Source organism: Extibacter muris (genome assembly GCF_004345005.1).
Taxonomy (GTDB): domain Bacteria; phylum Bacillota; class Clostridia; order Lachnospirales; family Lachnospiraceae; genus Extibacter; species Extibacter muris.
Genome location: NZ_SMMX01000002.1, coordinates 278774 through 304362, shown reverse-complemented (window position 1 = coordinate 304362; position 25589 = coordinate 278774). Strand labels below are relative to the sequence as shown.

At 50.1% G+C, this 25589-nt stretch carries 22 protein-coding genes and 1 riboswitch; of the genes, 3 read left to right on the top strand and 19 right to left on the bottom strand.

The genetic code is table 11. The features are described 5' to 3' along the window. Window positions 1-35: 35 nt before the first annotated feature. Together E1963_RS03275 and E1963_RS03270 are read right to left on the bottom strand one after the other, a co-directional pair. Window positions 36-1742 carry an ABC-ATPase domain-containing protein gene (locus tag E1963_RS03275; protein WP_132275200.1) on the bottom strand — a complete coding sequence of 569 codons (1707 nt, stop codon included), beginning with the start codon at window positions 1740-1742 and terminating at the stop codon, window positions 36-38. 42 nt (window positions 1743-1784) lie between these two features. Beyond that, window positions 1785-2321 (bottom strand): prolyl-tRNA synthetase associated domain-containing protein, encoded by a 537-nt coding sequence (locus tag E1963_RS03270; RefSeq protein WP_132275197.1) that lies wholly within the window; start codon window positions 2319-2321, stop codon window positions 1785-1787. Between the two features lie 158 nt (window positions 2322-2479). Between E1963_RS03270 and E1963_RS03265 the strand changes: the two genes are divergently transcribed. From E1963_RS03265 to E1963_RS03260, 3 genes are all read left to right on the top strand, one after another. Beyond that, a complete protein-coding gene (locus tag E1963_RS03265; protein WP_132275194.1) occupies window positions 2480-3061 on the top strand; it encodes a Maf family protein in 582 nt (193 codons plus the stop codon). An 82-nt stretch (window positions 3062-3143) separates the two neighbouring features. Continuing rightward, window positions 3144-3266 (top strand): hypothetical protein, encoded by a 123-nt coding sequence (locus tag E1963_RS21705; protein WP_315974374.1) that lies wholly within the window; start codon window positions 3144-3146, stop codon window positions 3264-3266. Window positions 3267-3281: 15 nt separating this feature from the next. Further along, window positions 3282-3701, top strand: coding sequence for a hypothetical protein (locus E1963_RS03260; protein ID WP_315974373.1), 420 nt, complete (start codon window positions 3282-3284; stop codon window positions 3699-3701). Between the two features lie 4 nt (window positions 3702-3705). Here the strand turns inward: E1963_RS03260 and E1963_RS03255 are convergent, their stop codons facing one another. The 17 genes from E1963_RS03255 to dxs all read right to left on the bottom strand — a co-directional run bounded on the left by E1963_RS03255 (window position 3706) and on the right by dxs (window position 25581). After that, complete coding sequence (locus E1963_RS03255) at window positions 3706-4941, bottom strand: aspartate aminotransferase family protein (RefSeq protein WP_132275192.1); 1236 nt, start codon at window positions 4939-4941, stop codon at window positions 3706-3708. A 190-nt stretch (window positions 4942-5131) separates the two neighbouring features. Further along, window positions 5132-5725 (bottom strand): putative ABC transporter permease, encoded by a 594-nt coding sequence (locus E1963_RS03250; protein WP_132275189.1) that lies wholly within the window; start codon window positions 5723-5725, stop codon window positions 5132-5134. A gap of 99 nt (window positions 5726-5824) precedes the next feature. Further along, the gene (gene rpsU, locus E1963_RS03245) at window positions 5825-6001 is read right to left on the bottom strand and encodes a 30S ribosomal protein S21 (protein ID WP_004054229.1); all 177 of its coding nucleotides are present in this window, start codon (window positions 5999-6001) and stop codon (window positions 5825-5827) included. Between the two features lie 120 nt (window positions 6002-6121). Next, window positions 6122-7462 (bottom strand): APC family permease, encoded by a 1341-nt coding sequence (locus E1963_RS03240; RefSeq protein WP_132275186.1) that lies wholly within the window; start codon window positions 7460-7462, stop codon window positions 6122-6124. Window positions 7463-7584: 122 nt separating this feature from the next. After that, a riboswitch (glycine riboswitch) is annotated at window positions 7585-7660 on the bottom strand. A gap of 203 nt (window positions 7661-7863) precedes the next feature. After that, window positions 7864-10503 (bottom strand): alanine--tRNA ligase, encoded by a 2640-nt coding sequence (gene alaS, locus E1963_RS03235; protein WP_132275185.1) that lies wholly within the window; start codon window positions 10501-10503, stop codon window positions 7864-7866. Window positions 10504-10687: 184 nt separating this feature from the next. After that, complete coding sequence (locus E1963_RS03230) at window positions 10688-12199, bottom strand: 4Fe-4S dicluster domain-containing protein (RefSeq protein ID WP_132275183.1); 1512 nt, start codon at window positions 12197-12199, stop codon at window positions 10688-10690. A gap of 108 nt (window positions 12200-12307) precedes the next feature. Then, the gene (locus E1963_RS03225) at window positions 12308-14701 is read right to left on the bottom strand and encodes a homocysteine S-methyltransferase family protein (protein WP_132275182.1); all 2394 of its coding nucleotides are present in this window, start codon (window positions 14699-14701) and stop codon (window positions 12308-12310) included. A 34-nt stretch (window positions 14702-14735) separates the two neighbouring features. Beyond that, window positions 14736-15377: a vitamin B12 dependent-methionine synthase activation domain-containing protein gene (locus E1963_RS03220; protein ID WP_132275180.1), complete on the bottom strand. Its 642-nt coding sequence runs from the start codon at window positions 15375-15377 to the stop codon at window positions 14736-14738. A gap of 20 nt (window positions 15378-15397) precedes the next feature. Next, a complete protein-coding gene (gene metF, locus E1963_RS03215; protein WP_066575743.1) occupies window positions 15398-16267 on the bottom strand; it encodes a methylenetetrahydrofolate reductase [NAD(P)H] in 870 nt (289 codons plus the stop codon). Between the two features lie 35 nt (window positions 16268-16302). Then, window positions 16303-17745, bottom strand: a complete 1443-nt coding sequence (gene glgA, locus E1963_RS03210; protein ID WP_132275178.1) for a glycogen synthase GlgA — start codon at window positions 17743-17745, stop codon at window positions 16303-16305. Window positions 17746-17809: 64 nt separating this feature from the next. Beyond that, window positions 17810-18601 carry a sporulation transcription factor Spo0A gene (spo0A, locus tag E1963_RS03205; RefSeq protein WP_049728127.1) on the bottom strand — a complete coding sequence of 264 codons (792 nt, stop codon included), beginning with the start codon at window positions 18599-18601 and terminating at the stop codon, window positions 17810-17812. A gap of 118 nt (window positions 18602-18719) precedes the next feature. Beyond that, a complete protein-coding gene (gene spoIVB, locus E1963_RS03200) occupies window positions 18720-19784 on the bottom strand; it encodes a SpoIVB peptidase (RefSeq protein ID WP_132275176.1) in 1065 nt (354 codons plus the stop codon). A gap of 105 nt (window positions 19785-19889) precedes the next feature. Next, window positions 19890-21581, bottom strand: coding sequence for a DNA repair protein RecN (recN, locus tag E1963_RS03195; protein WP_132275175.1), 1692 nt, complete (start codon window positions 21579-21581; stop codon window positions 19890-19892). Window positions 21582-21589: 8 nt separating this feature from the next. After that, window positions 21590-22039 carry an arginine repressor gene (gene argR, locus E1963_RS03190; protein WP_066575736.1) on the bottom strand — a complete coding sequence of 150 codons (450 nt, stop codon included), beginning with the start codon at window positions 22037-22039 and terminating at the stop codon, window positions 21590-21592. A gap of 4 nt (window positions 22040-22043) precedes the next feature. Next, a complete protein-coding gene (locus E1963_RS03185) occupies window positions 22044-22877 on the bottom strand; it encodes an NAD(+)/NADH kinase (RefSeq protein ID WP_132275173.1) in 834 nt (277 codons plus the stop codon). 23 nt (window positions 22878-22900) lie between these two features. Next, complete coding sequence (locus E1963_RS03180; protein ID WP_132275171.1) at window positions 22901-23710, bottom strand: TlyA family RNA methyltransferase; 810 nt, start codon at window positions 23708-23710, stop codon at window positions 22901-22903. After that, the gene (gene dxs / locus E1963_RS03175) at window positions 23707-25581 is read right to left on the bottom strand and encodes a 1-deoxy-D-xylulose-5-phosphate synthase (RefSeq protein ID WP_132275168.1); all 1875 of its coding nucleotides are present in this window, start codon (window positions 25579-25581) and stop codon (window positions 23707-23709) included. The genes E1963_RS03180 and dxs overlap by 4 nt, the downstream gene beginning before the upstream one ends. Between the last annotated feature and the right edge of the window lie 8 nt (window positions 25582-25589).

The window sequence follows — 25589 nt, the reverse complement described above, 5'->3', positions numbered from 1 at the left end:
GAGGTTTTTTAAAAAACCTCCGTCCCCATTTCGTTTTAACGTGTCCCCAACCGTCTGTAACGGTTCAGGCAAGCGTAGATTTCCTGTTTTCTCGGCAGCGCCAGATTGCCCGGAAGGTAAGATTCGCCGCAGACTGCTTTAAATCCCATTTTATCCAAATCAGATGTCAGCTTTTCTACAAGCTGCCGTATCGTCATTTTTCCGTCCATCATGTGCTCTTCCATATGCTTTACGATGTAGCCGAGACAGGTGAGCTGTTCTGCGTCAGCCAGCTGTTCCACATAACGCAGGTCAATCGTGTCGTGGTTCAGCTGTACGCCGTCTTTCCCAAACGTCTTTATCTTGATACGCCCTTTCTGCTTCAGTCCCGGATTATTTTTGGCAATTCTTCTGAATTCCGGCATCTTGGGCTTGTCCGCCGGCAGTTCCAGCTCCGGATACTCTTCGGCTGCCTCTTTTGCCGCCTGCGTAATCACTTTTGGCACATACCGGTCCATCTGGATAATGTCATCCGCCACCTGGAAATATGCCCCGGAACTTCCCGCTACGATGACAGTAGAGATGCCATACATCTCATACAGGTCTCTTACCCTCTCTATAAACGGTGTGATCGGTTCCATATCGCGGTGGATGACCTGCTGCATCAGCTCGTCCCGGACCATAAAGTTCGTGGCGCTCGTATCTTCGTCTATGAAGAATACTTTTGCCCCTGCCTCCAGGCCCTCTACCACGTTGGCCGCCTGGGACGTACTGCCGCTGGCATCTTCTGTGTAAAATGCTCTCGTGTCTTTCCCGTTCGGCAGGTCATTGATGAACATAGAGATATCCGTGTGCCTGATGCTCCTTCCATCCTCTGCCCTGAGCTTTACCGCAGAGCTGTCCGTCACGACATACTCCCTGCCGTCTCCGGCTATATGCGGATATACCCCGGATTCCAGCGCCTTAAGGAGCGTGGACTTGCCGTGATAGCCTCCGCCTACGATAAGTGTAATCCCTCTCTTGATTCCCATGCCGGTAAGCGTTCCTTTAAAAGGCAGCTCAAGCGTGACCTCCATCTGCTCCGGCGAGACGAATGCGACAGCTTCCTTCATCGGCTTCTGTGACACGCCCGACTCTCTTGGCAGTATAGATCCGTTCGCGATAAACGCCGCAAGCCCGAGGCGGTCCAGTTCGCCAAGGATGTAATCTCGGTCAACGCTGAGTTCCATGACCTTTTCTACTGTCCGGGCATTCAGATTCCCATACAGCATTGATTTTTCCACGCAATCCGGCAGATAATCATATAGTATCTTAATCAGCTCTTTTGCATTGATGGTCCGTCCGTTGGACGGGAAGCCGACCTCAAAACGCACGGTAACATCTCCGGACTGCTCGTCTATCGTACAGGCCGTGCGTTCCAGAACTTCCTGGCCACAGCAAGTCACCGAGATAATTCCACTTTTTCCAGAGCCTTTGGCCTGAAACGTATAGCGGGCCGTCTGTGCCGCAAACTGCCTGGTCACATAGTCCTGCAGTGCAATGCGTTTGTACTTTTCATCATACAGCCTCACCGGAAATCCTGCCGTACGGCCATGCACTCTGACACTCAGCCTGGACGGGGCCGCAAAGGGATCCCCCTGGACATGGTCTATAGATAATTCATACGTTCCAAAACGATAGATTCCTTTCGTCCCTTTATACGCCGGATATCCTTTGTGGTCTATACTATATAGCAACTGTCTTAAATCTGATTCTGACTTCATATTCTTCTGTTCCTTACCCATATTATAGTCGGCCCGCAACCTCTACAGCTCAACGATTCTTGCCCTGTGATGCACGTGCGGCAGGAATTTCGTGAGCAGATCCTTTGTCTTGAACTTCAGATGGCTCGTGTTGATGCCGGGGTTGCAGCCGAACCATTCGCTTTCCGCCACTTCCTTATCCACAATCACCTGCACATAGTCATCCTCGTCGTTGAGAAGCCCTGCCACACTTGCGGAACCCGGGGTCGTGCCCAGATGTTCCATCATCTTTTCCGGCGGTGCAAACGACATGTGCGACACGCCGAGCTTCTTGCTGAATGATGCCGTGTCGAACGCTTTATCCGCCGGCATGACAAGAAGGAAAAATGTCGTCTTCTTCTGGTTGCATAAGAATACATTCTTACGGATCTCCGTGCCAATCGCCTTGTCCACAGCCGCACACTCTTCCATAGACGCAGCCGGTTCATTATCCACACGCTCATACGGAATCTTCAATTTATCAAGCGTCTCATACATTTTGCGTTCCAGCGGCATCCTCTCGTCGGCCGGCGCCGTCGTCGTAATCTCACTGATGTACATAGTATCGTTCCTCCATTATTTCTATTCTCTTTCAGATTGTCATCACGAGTTACATTATAGAGCAAATCTGGTAAAAAATAAACCCGTATTGTGATATAATAAATGCAAATCGTAAAGCCACATCAGAAAACACTGTTTTAAAAAAGGAGGAACACGTTGTGAAATACGTCCTTGCTTCGGCTTCGCCACGCAGAAAAGAATTATTAACGCAGGCTGGATTTATCTTTGATGTCATGCCGGCTGATATAGAAGAAATAATGGCCGGGGACAATCCCCCGGAGATTGTCATGAACCTGGCCCGCCAGAAAGCGCTGCATATATTCAAGACGCTGCCGGCAAAACCGTGTACTGTAATCGGCGCAGACACGGTTGTCGTATACAATGGCGAGATACTCGGAAAACCTTCGGGTGCTTTGGAGGCCTATGACATGCTTTCCCTGCTGGCGGACCGTACCCATCAGGTTTATACCGGGGTGTCCCTCGTAACGGGAAGTGTAAAGACACCGGATGTCCGAACCTTTTATGAAAAGACGAATGTGACGTTCTATCCTGTTTCCCGCCAGGATCTGCAGTCCTACATCGCGACAGGGGATCCCTTAGACAAAGCAGGAGCCTATGGCATCCAGGGACCGTTTGCCATCCATGTAAAATGTATCAGCGGTGACTATAACAATGTGGTCGGTCTGCCGATAGCACGTCTGTACCACGAGCTAGACAGGGGTATGTGCTATGAACATTGATCTGCACAGGCAGAAACATGAAAAATCAGCCTTGAAAATCTCACTGGCCGGCGGAACCGTCTTTGTCATACTGTAGTTTATCATGGCTGTGTACACAAGTTCACAGGCGGTTCTTCTTGACGCGCTTTATGACGGCGTCGAACTGCTTATGATATTCTTCTCTCTGTTCCTCGTACCGCTGCTTTATAAGCCGTCAAGCGAATAGAGGCCGTTCGGCTATATGCAGATAGAGTCTCTGTTCATGGCCGTAAAGGGCACTATCATGGCCTCGGTAACCGTAGGCCTGATTGTAAACAATATACAGATAATGCTGCCTGTGCCTGTCCGTACTGTCATAACAGGGCTCAGAGACCTGTTCCTGCTTCCACCGGAGGAAGAGACAGTCTGCCGCATCAAAGAGATTATCACACCGGTTCTGGATGCGTACGGGTACGACAGGCTGTACTATGATATCGTACGGACGGGAAGAAAACTATGGATCAGCGTATACATTACGTTTGACCGGGACGAGATATCCATCTCCCGCTTTAAGATTGTACAGAATCTTATCAATCAGGCACTGGCAAAAGAATATCAGGATTTCTATTTTGAACTGCTTCCTGATATTGAAAATGCAGAGGACAGGGGGCGTGGCATCTAGCTGCTTAACCTGCTTTGGCTGTCTGCCCTCCTGCCGCCTCCTCAATGGCCTCCCTCATAATGCCTGCGAGTTTATCCACGTCCCTCTTTGTAGCTGTCAGCGGCGGGACCATCCTGTTGACGCTGTCACCGATAGCTGTAATCAATGCCCGTCTTTTCAGGGCTGCCCATTTCACTTCCGTAGCAATGGGAATATCGTATTCACACCCTGCCAGCAGCCCCCGTCCCCTCACTTCTCTTACGTGCGGCAGGGCTGCAAGCCTTCTCTGCAGGTATTTTCCTACCTTTGCCGCATTTGCGCTCAGATCGTTATCCAGAATCTCCGATATGGATGCCAGAGCGGCTGCACATGCAAGCGCATTCCCCCCATAAGTGGATCCATGGCTTCCTGCACCGAGCGCCTCCGCTACTTCCTTCCGTGCGCAGCATGCTCCGATAGGCATGCCGCCTCCCATGGCCTTTGCCATGGACACCGCATCCGGTCTTACACCATACCCCATATATGCCATCACTGTCCCTGTCCGTCCCCATCCAGTCTGCACCTCATCGAACAGCAGGAGCATATCATTGTCATCGCAGAGCTTCCTGAGCCCTTCCATGAATTCCTGCGTCGCAGGATGCACGCCTCCTTCCCCCTGTACGGGCTCTATCATGACAGCTATCGTGTCTGGGGTCACCTTAGAAGCAAAGTCGTCCAGATTGTTGAATTCTGCATAGGCAAAACCAGGTACCACGGGCATGAATCCCTGCTGTATGGCACTGTCCGGCTGTCCGGTCGCGGACATGGCTCCATACGTCCTTCCATGGAATCCATTTTTTGCGGTGATGATATGATAACGGTTCTTACCATATTTGTCCGTACCGTATTTTCTTGCCATCTTGATCATACACTCATTCGCCTCTGTACCTGAATTCTGGTAAAATATCTTATCCATTCCTATCGTATCGCATATCTTCCTGGCGAGCAGCGCCTGAGGCACTGTATATGGATAGTTAAACGTATGTATGATATCGTCTGCCTGCTCCTTGATTGCCTGTATAACCTTCTCGTTTCTGTTGCCGGCGCTGTTGACCGCTACTCCTCCGTAAAAGTCAAGGTAGGCATCTCCTTTCTCATCATAAAGGTACATGCCTTCCGCCCGCTCTGCGACAAAGTCGTATCTTGGATAAGTCTCCACCATGTACTTGTCTGCCAGAGCCTTCAGTTCTCTGGCCGTAAGTCCCGTATCCTTCAGTCTCATACTAATCTCCTCACTTTCTCTACTACCTGGCTTTTAACAGTCTCCCTTATTCACAGATTATGCAATGAAAAAAGGACGCCGTATATAAAATACGACGTCCTCGTCTGTGACATTTACAGTATAAACCTTCCCGGGTTCCTCGTCAACAACTGTTTCTAAAACTTTTGCGCGGGCCGGGAAATTGTACATATCATTCTTTAGATAGCTTGTCCAGCAGCCTGTCTTTTACCTGCCACACACGGTCCGGTATATCTTCTTTCTTCTCCCGGTATAAGGTGATGAAGAAATCTGCCGCATAGACGACAATAACAATAGTTCCGCCTATTTTTCCTATCATAACAGGGATTAAATCTACAATCCCGACTATCATATTCTGGAGAAACGCAAATAATGCAAGCGTGTAGAATCCCCAGGCGATAGAGCTTTCCAGACATATGATTCCTTTATAATTAAACGGTTTCCTCCGATAATCCCACCATATCTCGCCGAATATCTTGTTCATGATACCTGCTGTTATAAATTCAATGGATGTGGCAAGCAGCATTCCCATGAAAAACAGCTTCACCGGATGCTCGCTATATGGCTGCAGCATGAAAAAAACGGTCAGCGCGCCGACGCCATAGATAGGGCAGATCGGGCATCTAGCGAATCCGCGGTTTGTAATCTTACGGTTGCACAATGACATATAGACCGATTCTACAAACCATCCGAGTATACTGTACACGAGGAACCACAGCACGACATGATACGCACTCCAGCCAAATATCACTTTGTTCCACCACATCTTTACCACCTCTCTGTTCTTCCTGAGTATTTCTGCCGACATGTTCCATCAACGTAAAAATAGAGTGTTGTACCCCAACACTCTATTTATCTGCACATATTAGTTATACTTACGTTTTCTAGCAGCTTCAGACTTTTTCTTACGTCTTACGCTTGGCTTTTCGTAATGTTCTCTTTTACGAATTTCCTGCTGAATGCCAGCTTTGGCGCAGTTTCTTTTGAATCTGCGTAAAGCGCTATCTAACGTCTCGTTTTCTTTAACGATTACATTTGACATAGACTCACACCTAACCTCCCTCCAGTCCTATATTGTGCACCATACGACTGTTCGGGTATATTTATTGCACTACATAAGATTATATCACATATTTCTACTACGTCAATATTTTTTCGGTATTTACTGTAGTTTTTTCTTATCTTTCTTTTTCTTGACTACCGTATATACCGGAAGTCCCACCAGCATGATGATGATACTGCCCACTGACAGTACCGTAGACTGCAGGCCCGACATGAACAGCTGGTTGATGATGACGTACACTCCGCTGACAACCGCGATAATCGGCACAATCGGATATAACGGGACCTTGTAGGTCCTCACCGCATCCGGACGGTCCTTCCTGAGCTTCATTACGCCGATGAAAGTCAAGGTATAGAACGTCCAACTTGAGAATACCGCAAGATCCGTGAGCAGGTTGAACTGCCCGCTGATAGCATAGATACATCCGATTCCCCCGACAAGGATGATGGAATTCGTAGGAACCTGCGCGTTGTTCAGCTTTGCAAGGTTTCTGCCGAATGGGAAATTGCCTTCCGCCGCCAGGGAATACGCCACCCTGGATCCAGACAGGACAAAACCGTTGCATGCGCCGAACACGGATATCATGATGCCGACCGATATGATCTTACCTCCGATGTCGCCGAATACCTTAAGCGCTACCGCTGATGCAGGCGCCGTAAGCGTAGCCAGTTCGCTTGCCGGAATCACCCACAGATAGGCGATATTGATGATAAAGTATACGCCCATGATGACGGATACGCCTCCGACGATGGCAATCGGAAGGTCTCTGCTTGGATTCTTCATCTCTCCTGCAATCGCACCGACCCCGGTCCATCCCTCAAAGGCAAATAATATGGCAACCATCAGCTGTCCAAGGACCACCGCCGGACTCAGCCCGTCTCCTACCATAGGGCTGAAAATCGGGTTGGCGCCGCTACCCTTTACAAATCCAAAGACCATCAGCAGAACGAGCGGAATCAATTTACATACCGTAAAAATGACCTGAATGCTCCCGCCGACTTTGGATCCAAGATTGTTCAATAAGATAATCAGTATGATGATGCCTATCGCAAGCGGAACGGTAAAGCCGTCTCCGATAAAAAGCCCTGCCTGCTGGGCACATACGACTGCAAGCGCGGATATCATGGCCGGATAGAACAGTATCGTCTGCACCCATCCTGCCAGAAACCCGACAACCGGATTATAAATCTCTTCCAGATACGCGACCATTCCTCCCGTCTTCGGAATCATGATAGCCACTTCCGCAAAAGTAAGGGCAGCCGCAATGCTCGCAAGCCCCGTAATGACCCAGGCAATCATGCCAAGCCCAGGTGCTCCTCCTGTAGCAGTATAAATTGCCTGCGGTTTAAAGAACACGCCAGACCCGATAACACAGCCAACAACCAAAGCCATGGCAGTCGCCACACCCAAGTTCCTCTTCAATTCCTTTTTCTGCTCCATAATCATTCTCCTTAAATTTTCATAGGGGTCAGACCCCTTTGTCCACAGGGGTCTGACCCCTATGAAGATTTCCACACTATTCAGACAATACAAAAGAGGGTATAGGCATACTTGTAGCGTATCCTATACCCTCTGTATTTTTACCTGAAAGCTTTACTTCTACGGTGGCCTTTAAAGGCTCTTTCCAGAGTTCCATCCGCGGCGGGTACCTGAACCTGAAAGTTTCTTGAAGAGATTAGGCGCCTCTCCAATTGCTTCATCGGTTTTCTGCTGCAAATCAGACAGAAATCTTCCTCGCCGTTTCACTTGGCTTTATTCTTTTTTCAGTATATGTGCACCATGTCGATTTGTCAACCATAGTTATTTTTATGACGTTAATCTTCTGACAAAGATGTCTCTCTTTAGGATAACTGCCCTTCGAGCACTTCACGTGCTTTGGCAATCGCATCATCGATACCGCCCGGATTCTTGCCGCCGGCCTGCGCCATGTTCGGGCGTCCGCCACCGCCACCGCCTACAAGTCCCGCGATAGCCTTGATAAGATTACCTGCATGAGCCCCCTTGTCTATGGCTCCTTTTGTCGCTGTAGCCATCAGATTTACCTTTCCATCACTGGCGGATGCTATCACTATCACCCCGTCTCCAAGCTTATCTTTCAGCTGGTCTCCCAGGTCGCGGAGCCCGTTTATATCCACCCCTTCTACCTTTGTGGCAAGGAGCTTCACTCCGTTCACATCTGCAACCTGATTCATCACGTCTCCCATGGCATCCTGGGCTAATCTGCTCTTAAGGCTATCCACTTCGCTGTGCAGCGCTTTATTTTCCGCCTGGAGATGCGTAATCTTTTCCGCCAGCTTATCCGGTGCGGCCTTGACAAGCTTTGCCGCCTCCACAAGTCTTCTCTCCAGCTCATCATAGTAGTTCAGCAGACCCTTGGATGTCAATGCCTCAATCCTCCGTACGCCCGCTGCAACCCCAGCCTCGGAAATGATTTTGAATGCAGTGATGACGCCGGTATTCTCCACATGTGTTCCGCCACAGAATTCTACGGAAAAGTCTCCCATGCTTACGACACGGACGATGTCACCGTATTTCTCCCCAAAGAGTGCCGCTGCGCCTGTCTTGCGAGCCTCTTCAATCGGCAGGTTCTCCACCTTGACTGACAGCGCGGCCATTATCTGGCTGTTGACGATATCTTCTACCTGCTTCAATTCTTCTTTTGATAATGCAGAGAAATGGGTAAAGTCAAATCGGAGCCGCTCTGCATTTACAGAAGAGCCTGCCTGCTCTACATGCGTTCCAAGTACAGTACGAAGCGCTTTATGGAGCAGATGTGTGGCGCTGTGGTTTCTTGCAGATAATGCCCTGACTTCCTTATCGACCTCAAGCGTAACCCTATCGCCCGTTTTAATCATTCCTTTTGCCACATAGCCGACATGTCCTATTTTCCCGCCGAGAAGCTTTACGACATCCTCAACCCGGAATTCTCCGTCTGCAGTCCGTATATAACCTTTATCGGCCTCCTGTCCGCCGCTTGTGGCATAGAAAGGTGTCTTCTCTGTAAATACGGTTCCCTTCTCACCGTCAGACAATGCATCCACAACATCCGTCTCCGTCGTGAGAACGGTCACGCCGGACGCATACGACAGGTTGTCATAGCCGACAAATTCTGAATTGACACTTGGATCGATGGACTCATACACCGTCGCATCCGCGCCCATATAGTTCGTGACTTCTCTTGCCTCTCTCGCTGTCCTTCGCTGTACCTCCATAGATGCCTTGAAGCCGTCTTCGTCGACAGACAGCCCTTTTTCCTCCAGAATCTCCTTTGTAAGATCCAGCGGAAATCCGTACGTGTCATACAGCTTGAATGCATGGCCGCCGGACAGTGTCTTCTCTCCCTTTTCATCCATCTCGGCCTCCATCTCGGCAAGGATAGTCAGCCCCTGGTCGATTGTCTTGTTGAACTGTTCCTCTTCTTTGGCAATCACCTTGAAGATAAAGTCCTTCTTCTCTTCCAGTTCCGGATATCCGTCTTTGGAACCATCGATAACCGTCTGCGCCAGATCCACGAGGAATTCACCTTCCACGCCCAGCAGACGCCCGTGACGGCATGCACGGCGCAGCAGACGGCGCAGCACATATCCTCTGCCTTCATTGGACGGCATGATTCCGTCTGATATCATAAAGGTCACCGAACGGATATGGTCCGTGATAACACGCAGGGACACATCGGTCTCATCGTCCTGCCCGTATTCCGTCTTCGTGATTCGGCAGACATGGTCTCTCAGCGCCTTGATCGTATCGATATCGAACATGGAGTCTACGCCCTGCACGACACAGGCCAGGCGTTCCAGCCCCATGCCGGTATCTATATTCTTCTGCTCCAGCTCTGTATAATTATTGTTGCCGTCATTGTCGAACTGGGTAAATACATTGTTCCAGATCTCCATATAGCGGTCACATTCACATCCCACCGTACACTCCGGACTTCCGCAGCCATATTCCTGTCCCCGGTCATAATATACCTCCGAACACGGTCCACACGGCCCGGAGCCATGTTCCCAGAAGTTATCCTCCTTTCCAAAACGGAAAATCCTTTCAGGCGCGATGCCTATCTCCTTATTCCAAATCTCCCATGCCTCATCATCGTCCAGATAGACAGACGGATACAGCCTGTCCGGTTCAAGCCCTACCACTTCTGTCAGGAACTCCCACGTCCACCGGATAGATTCCTTTTTGAAATAATCACCGAACGAGAAGTTCCCAAGCATCTCAAAAAACGTTCCGTGTCTGGCGGTCTTGCCTACGTTCTCAATATCGCCCGTACGGATACACTTCTGACATGTGGTAACCCGCTTTCTCGGCGGAATCTCCTGGCCTGTAAAATATGGCTTCAGAGGTGCCATACCTGAGTTGATCAACAATAAGCTCTTGTCATTGTGTGGTACGAGAGAAAAACTCTTCATTATCAGATGTCCCTTGCTTTCAAAATATTCCAGGAACATTTTCCTCAATTCATTTACTCCGTATTTCTGCATATATGCCCTCCTGCTTCTATATCCAAAATACCCGGCAGCCACAGGCATCCGGGACAATTTGATACTTAAGTCTTAATTATAAAGAGAACCCGGCTGTTTGTCAACGGGCGGGGACAGGGCAAAATGAGTTTGGGACGGGGGAAAATCAAATTTCCCCCGTCCCAAACTCATTTTGCCCTGTCCCTTATTTCAGCTCTATCTCTTCTAATTCTTTCGGCGGCAGCTGTTTTGACGATGCTGCCACGAATTCTTTTATCTTTTTCTGTGCCTTGGCGACCTGGATATTCGTCCCGGCCCCTGCCACGCAGCCGCCCGGACAGCCCATCCCCTCGATGAGGCAGCCGTTCATCTTGCCGGCTTTGGCGAGCGCCAGCGTCTTCTTGCACTCTGCCAGTCCTTCCGCGTGTTCGATGCTTACGTCTATGCCCGGATAGTATTCTTTCACGCATTTTTCAATCGCTTCTGCCACTCCGCCGGCCACCGCGTAACCGCGCCCCGCTCCTGTCGCATTGTGGAAGGAAGATTCTGCTTCATATTTAGTCAGATCGATATCCTTGGCGTCAAACATCGCCTGAAGCTCTTCAAAAGTCACCACGAAATCCACATCACTGCGGACGGTCCTGCGCATCGCCTCCAGCTTCTTGGCCGCGCACGGGCCGATAAATACCACCCTCGCTTCCGGATGTTCCTGCTTTATCGTCCGGGCGGTCGCGACCATCGGTGTCAGTTCCTGGGACACCTGGTCTATCAGGTCCGGAAAATACTTCTTCGCAAGCATGGCCCAGGACGGACAGCAGGAAGTGAGAAGGAATGGAAGTTCGCCTGTCGTCACTTTGTTGACATAATGGTGCGCCTCTGCCACCGCGCCGATATCCGCACCGAGCGCTACCTCGTATACCTCCGAAAATCCCAGTTCCTGGAGTGCGGCCTTAAGGTTCCTCGGCGTGATATTGTCGCCGAACTGCCCGGCAAATGCAGGGGCAATCTCCGCCACAATCTCATCGCCTTCCGTCAGAGCCCGGGCAAGCTGGAATATCTGCGACTTGTCGGAGATTGCCCCGAACGGACAGCTCACCATGCACATGCCGCACGATACGCACTTATCATTGTTGATGTAGGCACGTCCCATCTTATCCGACTCTATCGCCCCCACTCCACAGGCCTTCTGGCAAGGGCGCTCCTTCTTCGAGATGGCATCATACGGACAGACGGACTTGCATTTTCCGCATTTGATGCATTTGTCCTGGTCTATGTAGGAACGGCCCTTTATCATGGCGATTGCATCCTTCGGACAGACTTCCATGCACGGGTGGGCCAGACAGCCTTTGCACATATTGCTGACCTCATACCCCCGCTCCTCACACGCCTCGCACGCGGAAGGTATCACCTGCATGAGCGGCGGCTCATAGTACTTGTCGGAAATATTGCTCGATTCCACGCCTGCGGTCAGATGGACCGGCTTATTTTCCGGACGCAGGGAAAGGCCCATGGCCAGCCTCAGCCTTTCCCTGACTACTGCCCGGGCCCTGTACACGCTCTCCCTGTACTTTGCCGTATCTTCGTTCACCATCTTATATGGAATCGCCTCCATATCATCGTTCAGCGTCCCGGCATCGGCCTTAAATCCCAGCCTTGCAACCTCCTCGAATACTTTTCTTCTAAGCTTCCTGACCGTCGTATCCAGCCCTCTCATCATATGGCAGTTTCCTCCTGATTATCTTCCACTAATTTGTTCCTGCCAACACTATACTGAATCGTTAAAATACTGTCAATATGCAGACATGTATTTAATCAAAAACATACGTCACTTCGCTGCGTTCAGGACGTCCTGCGCATAATATACAGACTGCATCGCGTCTTTTCCATAGTAGTCCGCTCCAATCATATCCGCATATTCCTCGTTTAATACAGCACCGCCCACCATGACCTTGCAGTCCGGCTTTTCCTGTCTGAGCTGCCGGATCGTCTCCTCCATGCTGACGACCGTCGTCGTCATAAGCGCGCTTAAGCCCACGAGATGCACGTCTTCTGCAACTGCCCGTTGGACTATCACCTCCGGCGCCACATCTTTGCCAAGATCGATCACGTCAAAGCTGTAGTTCTCTAGCAGCACTTTCACAATGTTTTTGCCGATGTCGTGGATATCTCCCTTGACGGTAGCCAGAATCACCTTCTCCTTTTTCTGCGCCGCTTCACCGCTTTTGGCCAGCTCATCTTTAAGCACCGCGAATGCGAGCTTCGCCGCATCTGCACTCATAAGCAGCTGCGGAAGGAAGATGGTTCCCTTCTCAAACCCTTTCCCCACCGCGTCGAGAGCCGGTATGAGGTGTTCATTGATGATGTCAAGCGGCGCCTTTTCTATCACAAGCCGGGCAGCCGCCTGGTACGCCTCCTCCTTCAGCCCTTTCTCAATGGCGTCTTTGAGCGCCATCTCTCCTGAAGGCTGCACGGATGGGGAAGGCGCTTTCTGATTGCCATACTGCATAATATACTGCTCACAGTTCTTGTCATGGTTCATGAGTGCGCAGAAAGAGTAATAAGACCTCATCATATCTTCTGAAGACGGATTGATAATACCCGCGCTGAGTCCGCACTGCATCGCCATCGTATAGAAATTGGCATTGATTGCAGGGCGGTAAGGCAGGCCGAAAGATATGTTCGAGACACCGAGCACCGTACGGACGCCATAGTATTCGGTCACCTTCCGAAGCGCGTCCAGCGTAATCTTTGCACCTTCCGGCTCTGAACTGATTGTCATGGCAAGCACATCGATGACAATATCTTTCCGGTCGATGCCGTACTTTTCCGCTTCATCTATTATCCTGCCGGCAACCTTAAGCCTTCCATCCGCCGTGTCCGGTATGCCGTCCTCATCAATCGTCAGTCCGATAACTACGCCGCCGTACTTCTTTATGAGCGGAAATACGGCGTCCATGGATTCCTGCTTCCCATTTACAGAGTTCACCATCGGCTTGCCGTTGTAGATGCGCATAGCCGCCTCCATGGCTGCTATGTCAACCGTGTCAATCTGGAGCGGAAGGCTTGTGACGCTCTGCAGCTCACACACCACCTCTTTCATCATGGATACTTCATCTATATCCGGAAGCCCCACGTTGACATCCAGTATATGTGCCCCTTTATCCTGCTGCGTGATTCCTTCCCGCAGAATGTAATCCAGATCATGATTCTTCAGCGCCTGCTTGAACTTGCTCTTCCCCGTCGGATTGATCCGCTCGCCTATGATAACCGGCCGGTCACCAATAGCGACACCCCGCCCATAGGAAGACACGATGGTATCACCTTTTTTTACCGGCGCCTTTGGGCGCATACCTTTACATCTGCCTGCCATAGCCTTGATGTGCGCAGGAGTCGTTCCACAGCATCCCCCGATGACGCAGGCACCTACTTGCACGACCTGGTGCATCGACTCAGCAAAATGCTCCGGATCCACGTCATAAAACACCGCTCCCTCCTTCTGTTTCGGAAGCCCCGCGTTCGGCTTCACGATAACAGGTATGGAGGCGTATCTCATAATCTCATCCAGTACAGGCATCATCTGCTTTGGCCCCATCCCGCAGTTGATACCGAGGGCGTCCACCCTAAGCCCCTCCAGCAGGGCCACGACAGACAGCACATCTCCACCTGTCAGAAGCTTGCCTCTCTCGTCAAAGATCATCGTTGCGAATACCGGAAGATTCGTGTTCTCTTTTACGGCCAGAACGGCCGCTTTCACTTCATACGTGTCGCTCATCGTCTCTATATGGATGAGATCGGCGCCGGCCTCCTCCCCATAGCAGGCGACCTCTTTAAAGGCTTCATAGGCATCCTCAAATGCCAGATCGCCCATCGGCTTGAGCAGCTTGCCCGTAGGTCCGATATCAAGTGCAGCATAGGTCTCGCGCCCGTCGGCCACGCCGAGCTTCGCAGCTTTCTTGACGTTTCTGACGGCGGCCGAGACGATATCCTTTAGATTGTACTGTGTATCGTGGAACTTCAACGCGTTTGCACCAAATGTATTCGTCAGCACGATATCACTGCCGGCTTCAAAATACTGCCGGTGGATGTCGATGATCTCTTCCGTGTGTATCAGGTTCCACGTCTCCGGCAGTTCTCCCGGCCTAAGCCCCTTTGACTGGAGCAGGGTGCCCATGCCTCCGTCAAAATATAATAGTTCTTTTCCAAGTCTCTGTGATAACATCTACTTTCACTTTCTCCTTTGTCATGGTCTTCCCTTATCTTCTGTAGGGACAATCTGTCATCTTGCACGCCTCACAGCCTTTTCTGTGGCACGGCTCCTTCCTCCTGCTCATCCCTATGACTGCCGTGACAGACTTCGTCGGCGTCAGCATGCTGCTTCCGGTCATCGTCAGTCCGATCTTCTTGGCAGCGTCCAGCATCCGTAGTATCTCTTCCTGGTGCTGTATGGGAAAGTCCCCGTATCCCGGGCTGAACCGGGGGCGGAGATACAGTCCCTGCCTGTCCGCCTCCTCCTCTATCTCAAGCTGGCAGCTGTCCAGATAGTCTTCCAGCAGGGCTGCGGCACACGCCTGTACGACAACTGCCTTGGCCATATCTGTAATGCTCAGCTTCTTCATATACATATCTATCTCGATGCCGAGCGTCGCCCCGAGTACGGCTGCCTTACTGCAGCCATTCAAATTTCTGCCGAGGCCTCTGCTCCTGATGCATAAATTTCCTATCTCTATGCAGTCCTGCCCTTTCAGCGTCAAGTCAAAAATGCGGTAGACGATTCTCCTGGCTGCCAGCAGGTCCAGCTCTTCAAATGCTTCCCCAATCAGCGCAAGTGTATAATCATCTACCGCATGTCTGCCATACCCCAAGTAACGAACTGCTTCCTTCGTCCTTGTATCCATGTCTTCCCCTTATGCTTCGCTTATACTTTTACTATTTCCGACAGATTATACATGATTGCCTCCGCGACTTCCGGCTTGTTCATGGAATAAATATGTATGTTGTTGATTCCATTGGCAATCAGATCGATAATCTGGTCGGTTGCATATGCGATACCGGCCTGCTGCATCGCCTTCGGATTCTCTCCGAAGCGGTCCACGATGGCACGGAACCTCTCCGGCAGCGCTGTTCCTGATAAAGAGCATATTCTCTTCATCTGCTTGGAATTCGTCACCGGCATGATGCCCGGAAGCACTGGTACAGTGATCCCCTTTTCCCGGATACGGTAAAGAAAGTTATATAGGATATTGTTGTCGAAGAACATCTGCGTCGTGAGAAAGTCCACTCCGCATTCCACCTTGTTCTTCAGATTCTCAATATCGTCTTTCTTATGTTCCGTCTCCACATGCCCCTCAGGATAGCAGGCCGCCCCAACGCAGAAGCTGCCCTGAGACTTTATATCCTGAATCAGTTCATATGCATATTTGTACTGGTTTGATACAGGGAACTGCACATCATCGGGTATATCTCCACGAAGACCCAGTACATTTTCAATTCCCTCTTCTTTCAGCTTTCCAATCACCTGCCGTACTTCATCCTTTGTGGACGATGCGCATGTCAGGTGTGCCAGGCTTACCACTCCCAGATCATTTTGTATATGGGATGCAATGTTGACCGTATTCTTGCTCGTACCGCCGCCTGCACCATAGGTTACACTTATAAATGACGGTTTTAATGCTGCTATTTTTTCAGTCGCAGACAGCACACTTTCATATCCTGCATCCGTTTTTGGAGGAAACACCTCAAACGAAATGTGTGGTTCCTTATCCTTCAGTATCTCTTTTATCTTCATCTGTTCTCCTCTTGATGTAATCTTCTCCACTGCTGTTAACAGAGTATGCTTTCGTATAAATCTTCATATTGCTTTGCAGAATTCTTCCAGGAGAAATCCTTCTGCATGCCCCTTTCCACTATCTTGTTCCAGTCTCTCTTCTTATCGTAATAGATACGTTCTGCATAGCGGATCGTACCGAGCATCTCATGGGCATTGTAGTTCATGAAGCTGAATCCGGTTCCCGTCTTTTCATACTCATTATACGCCTCGACCGTATCTTTCAGGCCGCCCGTCTCTCTTACAACCGGAACCGTTCCGTAGCGCAGGCTCATGAGCTGGCTCAGTCCGCACGGTTCGAACAGTGACGGCATCAGGAATGCGTCGCAGGAAGCATATATCTTATGGGACATCGGCTCTGAATAGAATATATTCGCAGATACCTTATCCGAATACTTCCAGGCATAGTGCCGGAACATGTTTTCATACTGCTCCTCACCCGTGCCAAGCACCACGAGCTGTACCGCATCCTGACACAGTTCATCCATGACATAAGATATCAGATCGAATCCCTTCTGGTCTGTCAGCCTTGACACGACTCCGATCATCATCACGCGGTGGTCGGCCTCCAGACCCAGCTCTTTCTGAAGGGCTATCTTATTTTTCACCTTTTCCTTTCGGAAATTGTCTACCGTATAATTCTTCTCAATGTGCGGGTCGTCCGCCGGATTATAGTCTTCATAGTCAATGCCGTTCACGATGCCGGACAGGCTGTTGGCTCTCGCGTTCATGAGCCCGTCCAGCTTCTCTCCGTAAAACGGCGTCTTGATCTCTTCTGCATAAGAGCTGCTCACTGTTGTAATCCGGTCAGCGTATACGATGCCCCCTTTGAGATAATTGGCATCTTTATACGCTTCCAGCTTATCCGGTGCAAAGTAGTATCTCGGCAGCCCGGTTATATCCATTACTCTCTTCGTATCCCATGTTCCCTGAAACTTCAGGTTATGTATGGTCATGATTGTCTTTATGCCCCTGTAGAATTCATTTCCATATCGGAAATTATCCAGGTATACCGGTACGAGACCGCTCTGCCAGTCATGGCAGTGCAAAATGTCAGGTCTGAAATCAATCAGCGGCAGGGCGCTGAGAACTGCTTTTGAAAAGAATGCAAACTTTTCAATATCCGAATACATATCCCCATATGGCGCAAATCCATTAAAGTAGTATTCATTATCTATAAAATAGAACGTTATTCCATCGTATTCTAATTCCAGTATCCCTACGTATTGCGTCCTCCAGTTCAGATCCATATAGAAGTGGGTACAATACGTAAGTTTTTCTTTCCATTCATCCTTCATGCACATATATTTCGGTAACATCACTCGTACGTCATACTTTTCTTTATCAAAGTACTTTGGCAAAGAACCGACTACATCGGCCAGTCCCCCCGTCTTTATAAAGGGTACTGACTCAGAAGCCGCAAATAATATTTTTTCCATCAGATTTTCCTCCCAACCTCACGATATGTATTATTATACCGTATTTTTTTTCAGAAGGAAAGTCTTATCTGTTTTTATATTCCAAGCGAATCGTGTCAGCTATCAATGCGATAAATTCTGAATTCGTTGGTTTTCCCTTTCCGTTGCTTACTGTATACCCGAACAAGTCGTCGAGCGTATCCAGTTTTCCTCTGCTCCATGCAACCTCGATCGCATGGCGTATCGCCCTTTCGACTCTGCTTGCTGTCGTCTGGTGCATCTTGGCTACTGTAGGATACAGAACTTTCGTTATGGCATTCAACACATCCATATCTTCCACTGCCATAATGATCGCATCCCTCAGATAATGGTATCCTTTGATATGGGCAGGTATACCAATCTCATGTATCATGTCTGTTACTCTCGTTTCCAGATTGACTTCCGGCTGACGGCTTAAAGTTGTTTCTCCCGGAGACATCTGTTTCATCTCATGTCTTATCACATGGTTCGCATGTTTTATCCTGTTCAGTACCATATCGTTGTTAAACGGTTTCATGATATAGTAGTTCGCGCCCTTCTTAAAGGCATCTTCTGTAATTCTTTCCTGTCCTACCGCTGTTACGACAATAAAGTCCGGGTGTTTCTTTATCTCCTTATCTTCGTTGACAAGATCCATGACACTCAGACCGTCCATTTTCGGCATTATCAGGTCCAACAGGACAACATCCGGCTGTTTCTGCCTAATAAGCTCATACATGTCCTCCCCATTATTCGCCTTACCGACAAGTGTAAGCTCCTTGTCATTGCTTATGATATCGCCAAGCAAATCCAAGATTCTCTCATTGTCGTCGGCTATCGCTACGTTTATCTCTCCCATTTGGCGTAAAGCCTCCCTTCCTCATATAAAAACCGTCAGAATTTATTATATATTTCGCCATATGGCAAAGCAAGAAATTACTGTCGTAAAAATTTGACACCAATCGACAGTTTACAGACTATTCTACATAATTCAACATATTCTCTATGAAAATGCCATACCCTTTCGTAGAATCCTGAACGAACACATGGGTAACCGCCCCGATTAATTTGTTATTCTGGATTATCGGGCTTCCGCTCATGCCTTGTACGATTCCTCCGGTCAATTTAAGGAGCTCAGAATCTGTAACTTCAATGACAATTCCCTTGTTTACTTCTTTGGTGTTTTTGTCGATTTTTGTAATACGAATATCATAATCTTTTACTTTGCCGTCAACGGAACATCGTATGACAGCATCTCCCTCTTCGATATCATCTTTATTACCGACTTCAATCGGCGTCTGGTCTGAAAAAAGCGCATCAATCCGCTCAATACGGCCAAATATCCCAGATTCCGTATTTTTCTCTATGCTTCCGAGCACGTTATAGTTATTGTAGATGATAATGCCCTCCATACCTCCCGGAACGCCATTCTCACCCTTTTGGATGTCTTTGATGCTCGTCGTGTAAAGTGTCCCGTCATTGATTTCCAGAAGTTCGTTCGTATCCACATCGTGGATCCCGTGCCCGAGTGCTCCAAACTGGCTGTCCGTATTCAGGAAGGTAATCGTGCCGAGCCCCTGTGCATTGTCTCGTACCCATATGCCGAGCTTATAATCCCTCGTGCCGCACTGTACCGGCTTCAGCTTGATATTGATGTACTTGTCCGTCCGGCGCACCTTCAGCACCACCTCGTCCTCATCCAGCTTCTTCATCGCTGCTATCAGTTCTGATTTGCTGTTGATCTCTTCGTCGTCCAGCCCCACGATATAATCGCCTGACTTTACAAGGTGGGCCGCCGGCTCATAATCCATTCCGTCCACAGACGTGACCGAATCCGTGCCGAGAACCATCACGCCCTCCGTCTCCAGATAGATGCCGATGGGCATCCCTCCGGGAATCACCATCCGCTTGGACTCAGCGCTCGCGCTCACCTCCTGCCTCAGCTGGCTGTGCTGGTCCTCGATAAGATAGTAGCTTCCGCCCACCGCAATCGTGAAAGTAACAATAATGATAAGTATTTTCTTGTACCAGTATCTCCGCATACCAAACCCTCCTGAAATTGTATAGAATTGTCATAGGGGTCAGACCCCTATGACAATATCGAAAAAAGACAGACACTTTCATGTCTGTCTTAGTATATGAGTTTTTCAGGATTTCACTCTGGATTTTTTTGTCTGTTTTGCAAGTTCCCGCATTTCTTTGGCATTTTCCATCACGGTATCTGTTATTCTGGCTCCGCCGAGTATTCTTGCCAGCTCGTTTATTGACGCTTCCTCATCCAGCGGCAGGATATCGGTCTTCGTACTCTCTTTTGTGGCTGTCTTTTCGATGACGAAGTGGCAGTCCGCCATTGCGGCTATCTGTGCGAGATGGGTGATGCAGATCACTTGATGTTTCCTGCCTATGACCGCCATCTTCTCGGACACTTTCTGCGCGGTACGCCCGCTGATACCGACATCAATCTCATCAAAGATCAGCGTCTCTATGTCGTCCCGGTCTGCCATGACGGTCTTGATTGCCAGCATGATTCTCGACAGCTCGCCGCCCGAGGCCACATTGATGAGCGGCCTCACGGGCTGGCCCGGATTGAGCGATATCATGAATTCCACATCATCCGTGCCCTGGACCGTATAGTCAGGCAGCTCCTCAAAATGTATCGCAAAGCTGACATCTTCAAAGTTCAGTTCCATCAGACCTTCTTTAATCTCCCTCTCCAGAATCGCCGCCTGTTCTTTCCTCAGACGGCTCAGCCTGCCCGCCTGCTTCTTCAGCTCTTTTTCCGCCGTGTCGCAAGATTTTTTTAATGTATCTATATACTGCTCATAATCCTCGAGCTTCTGGATCTTGTCCTGCTGTTCCCTGCAGTAAGCCAGGATTTCATCTATAGTATTCCCATATTTTTGTTTTAAATGATTGATTTCATTCAGGCGGTTCTCCGTCTCTACGAACTCTTCTTCGGAAAATTCGCATGATTTGCTGTAATCGGACAGCTCTCTGTTGAAATCGTTCAGCAGGCTGTCCACTTCCACAAGCTGGTGATAGAGCTCCTGCGCGCGCCCGTCATATTCAGACGCCTCGGAGAGTGCACGTATGGCCCTGCTGAGCGCTTCGCTCGCGCTGGATTCTCCTTCGCTTGTAAAGGTATGTGCCTCCGCAACGCCATCGGCAATCTTCCTGCCGTTTGCCATGCGGCGGTACAAAGCCTCCAGCTCCTCGTCTTCCCCTGGCTTAAGCTCTGCCTTCTCTATCTCGTCCGCCTCGAACTTAAGGAAGGCGAGCTCCTTGGCCCTCTGTGCCTCATCCATATCCGCTTCTTCCAGCTCTTTTCTGCGCGCCTTGTAAGTATGATACGCCCGAGCCGTCTCGTCCTTCACGGAGCCGATATAGTCTCTTGCAAATGCGTCTACGATTTCCAGATGATACTTCTTGTAGAGCAGCGACTGGTGCTCGTGCTGCCCATGGATATCAATCAGAATAGAGGACACTTCCCTTAGAAGCCCCATCTGCACCGTCTCCCCGTTGATTCTGCTCACGCTTCTCCCTGCCATGAGACGCCTGCTCAGCACGACCATCCCTTCCTCCGGAAATATGTCAAGCGCTTTCAGCTTCTCTGCCTGCCGCTCATTCTCCACGACAAATGCTAGCTCCACAAATCCATAATCCGCACCCGCACGTATGATGTCTTTCGTGTACCGGCCGCCGAGCGCTAGGCTGACAGACCCGAGAATGATAGATTTGCCGGCCCCGGTCTCTCCTGTAAGTATATTCAGCCCTTCTTTGAAGTCCACTTCAATCTCATCTATGAGGGCAAGATTTTTCACATGTAAATTCTGTAACATACTGCCTCCTACAAGACAATTTTGCTTATTTTGTCCATAACACGGACCGTATCATCCACACTGCGGATTGCGCACATGATCGTGTCGTCCCCCGCGATGCTTCCCACCACTTCATTCCACTTCATCGCGTCAATGGCGGCACACACGGCCATCGCCATGCCGGCCACCGTCTTGATGACTAGTATGTTCTGTGCCATGTCCATAGAGACATAGCCGTCTTTGAGCACGCGCATATATTTTTCACTCATGCCGCTCTGGGCGCTCTGGTGGATTGCATAGCGCTGTTTTCCGTTCTCGGAGGGAACCTTGGTAAGCTTAAGGTCGCGTATGTCCCGGGAGACGGTAGCCTGCGTAACCTTGAAGCCCTCGTTCGTGAGATAATCCGCCAGCTCTTCCTGTGTCTCTATATGGTATTTGTTGATAAGTTCAATAATCTTCGCATGTCTGTTTACTTTCATGATGTTAGTTTCCTTTCATCTTTCTGCGCAGCGTTTCTAAAAAACTCACCTGGCTCAGCTTTATAATCTCCGTGACAGCTTCCGACTTCCTGATCGTAACGCTGCTTCCTGTCTCCAGATTCACCGTGTCTGCCCCATCGAACGTGACGAACACTTCCTCTGTCGTATCATGCCTGCCCTTGCCGATCTCAATCACGATCTCATCTTCGGCGGACAGCACGATGCTTCTCGTGTTAAGCGCGTGCGAGCATATCGGCGTGATCACGATCATAGAAGCCGTCGGCTCTACGATAGGCCCGCCGGCCGACAGGTTATACGCAGTAGAGCCGGTCGGCGTGGAGATGATTACCCCGTCCGCCTCATAGGCATTGAGCAGTTCTCCGTTCACATACAACCTGAAATGGATGACCCTGAGCTCACCTTTTCTGGATACGACGATATCATTGAGAGAGACATCGCTGCTCCCGTCTTCAAATATACCCTCCAGCATCATACGTTCTTCTTTGGCATAGTCGCCCCGCAGAATCTGCCGCATCGCATCGTCCAGATGGCAGAGCTCCACTTCGGTAAGGTATCCGAGCGTCCCCATGTTGATGCCAAGGACCGGTACGTTCCGGTCTCTGAAAAGCCTTGCGACCTCAATAAGGCTTCCGTCCCCACCTATGACAACCGCACAGTCGATCGCATCCGGCACGCTCTCCGGAATAATCACTTTCTGCTCATCTTTCTCACACAATATACAAGTCTTCCCGCCGTCTTCCAAGAGCCGTTTTACTTTTCCCGTAACCTGGCGGTCCGGATCCTTTCCATCGTTCGTCACTATATAAAATCTGTCCATACGCACCCTCAAGTATTCTTATATTAGCCTTTGGCCAGCGAGCCAAAAGCCTGTCCCACCGTCTTTTCAATATCTATCATATCAGAAATCCTGTCTGTTTCCCCACACTTTTCCAGATGGACAAGATATTCAATATTGCCTTCCGGCCCCTTGATCGGAGAGAATTCCAGGTTCAGTACCGCAAATCCTATGGACATTGCATACCGGATCACTTTTCCAATCACCTCGATGTGCGTGCCAGGGTCCCTCACAACGCCCTTTTTTCCCACCTTATCTCTGCCCGCCTCAAACTGAGGCTTGATGAGGGCGACAATCTGCCCGTCGTCCGAAAGATAATTACGGATAGGTTCCAGCACCTTTGTCAGAGAGATAAAAGACACATCGATGGAGGAGAACTCTACCGGCTCTCCGATGTCTTCCGGCGTTACATACCGGATATTCGTCTTCTCCATGCAGACGACCCTGGAATCCTGTCTGAGCTTCCAGTCGAGCTGCCCCCTTCCGACATCGATGGCATATACCTTCACCGCGCCGTTTTGAAGCATACAGTCTGTGAAACCGCCTGTGGAGGACCCTACGTCCGTACAGACCTTGCCGTCCACGCTTACATCAAAGTTCTGAAGCGCCTTCTCAAGCTTCAGCCCGCCCCTGCTCACATACGGAAGCGTGCTCCCTCGCACCTCTATCCGGACCTCTTCCGGAAATGTAGTGCCGGCCTTGTCTTCCCGCTGGCCCTCCACGAACACGCTGCCAGACATGATGACTGCCTTGGCCTTCTCTCTGGACGCCGCCAGGTTCCTCTTTACAAGTAATACATCCAACCGTTCTTTCATATGCTTTCCACAACTTTCGTGTATGTTTCTATAATACGTTCCGCTATCGATTGCCGGTCGATTCCCGTCTCTTTGCGCAGCACGTCTATATTGCCGTGTTCCACATAATCGTCCGGCAGAGCAGCCGTCAGCACGTGTAGCGGAACCTTCCTTCTGGATACGAACTCGAGGACATGCTCGCCAAAGCCCCCGCTCTGCACATTTTCTTCTATCGTGACAAGCAGGCGGTGATTTCTGCCAAGCCGCTCCACCATCTCTACGTCCAGCGGCTTCACGAACCTCGCATTGACAAGGGTGCACCGGTACCCCTTCTCTTTCAGCGACTTCCACACGCCCACCGCTTCCTCAAACATATGCCCCACGCTCAAGACCGCGATATCCTCTTCTTCATATATCATCTCGCTCCTGCCATATACGACAGGCGCACGGAATTCTTCGTACCGGTCATAGGCTGTCCCCCGCGGGTAACGCACGGCTACAGGCCCGTCATATGCCACCGCAAAGCGCAGCATATCAGCCAGCTCCCACTTATGCTTCGGAGACATGACGACCATATTCGGTATGCTGCTCAGATAAGAAAGGTCGAAGATTCCCTGATGCGTCTCACCGTCATTGCCGACCAGACCCGCCCTGTCTACCGCAAATACGACCGGCAGGTTCTGGAGCGCCACGTCATGGATGATCTGGTCATAGGCTCTCTGTAGGAAGGAAGAATATACGGCAAATACCGGCTTGACCCCTCCCGCGGCCAGACCTGCGGCAAATGTCACGCCATGGGCTTCCGCGATCCCCACGTCGAAGAACCTCTTCCGGAACATTCTCCGGAACCGGTCAAGCCCGGTACCGTCCGCCATGGCGGCCGTTATGGCAGCTACATCCGGATTATGCGCTGCAATGTCACAAATCACCTTTCCAAAGACATCCGTGTACGTATCTTTCTCCTTTTTCGACAGTACATCTCCCGTCTCGATGTCAAAAGGCCCTATTCCATGGAATTTCTCCGGATATTCCTCCGCGGGGCCATATCCCTTCCCTTTTTCTGTCAGGACGTGGAGAAGTACCGGGCCGTTGATCTTACCTGCTTCTTTAAACGCCTTACACAAAAGAGGCAGGTTATGTCCCGGCACCGGCCCCAGATATGTGATTCCCATATCTTCAAAGAACATCCCCGGAACGACGAGCTGTTTGATGCTGCTCTTCGTCCTGTGGATCTTTTCAATCACAGAGTCCCCAACGACGGGCACTTTGTGAAGCGTGTTCGTAACCCCTCTCTTCAATCCGGTATAGAAATCTGCCGTGCGCAGCTTCGCCAGATACTTGGACATGCCGCCGACATTTTCTGATATGGACATATGGTTGTCATTGAGCACGATAATAAAGTTCTTCTTCAGGTGGGACGCATTGTTCAGCGCCTCATAGGCCATGCCGCCGGTCAGCGAACCGTCGCCGATGACGGAGATGACGCTGTAGTCCTCCCCTCTGATATCCCTCGCTTCCACATAGCCGAGGCCTGCAGAGATGGACGTGGAGCTGTGGCCTGTGTCAAAGGCGTCACATTCACTTTCCTTCCGCTTCGGAAAGCCGCTCATCCCGCCATATTTGCGCAAATCGTCAAAGCCGGCCTTCCGCCCGGTGAGAAGCTTATGCGTATAGGACTGGTGGCCGACATCCCAGATAATCTTGTCTTCCGGAAGGTCGAACATCAGGTGCATGGCCATCGTCAGCTCCACCACCCCGAGGTTGGACGCAAGATGTCCGCCCGTCTTGCTGATCTTCTCTATGAGAAACCGGCGGATCTCGCCGGACAGCTCATATAGTTCCTCCATATCAAGCTCTTTGATATCGTTTTCTTTCCGTATGCGTTCTAACATAATCAGGC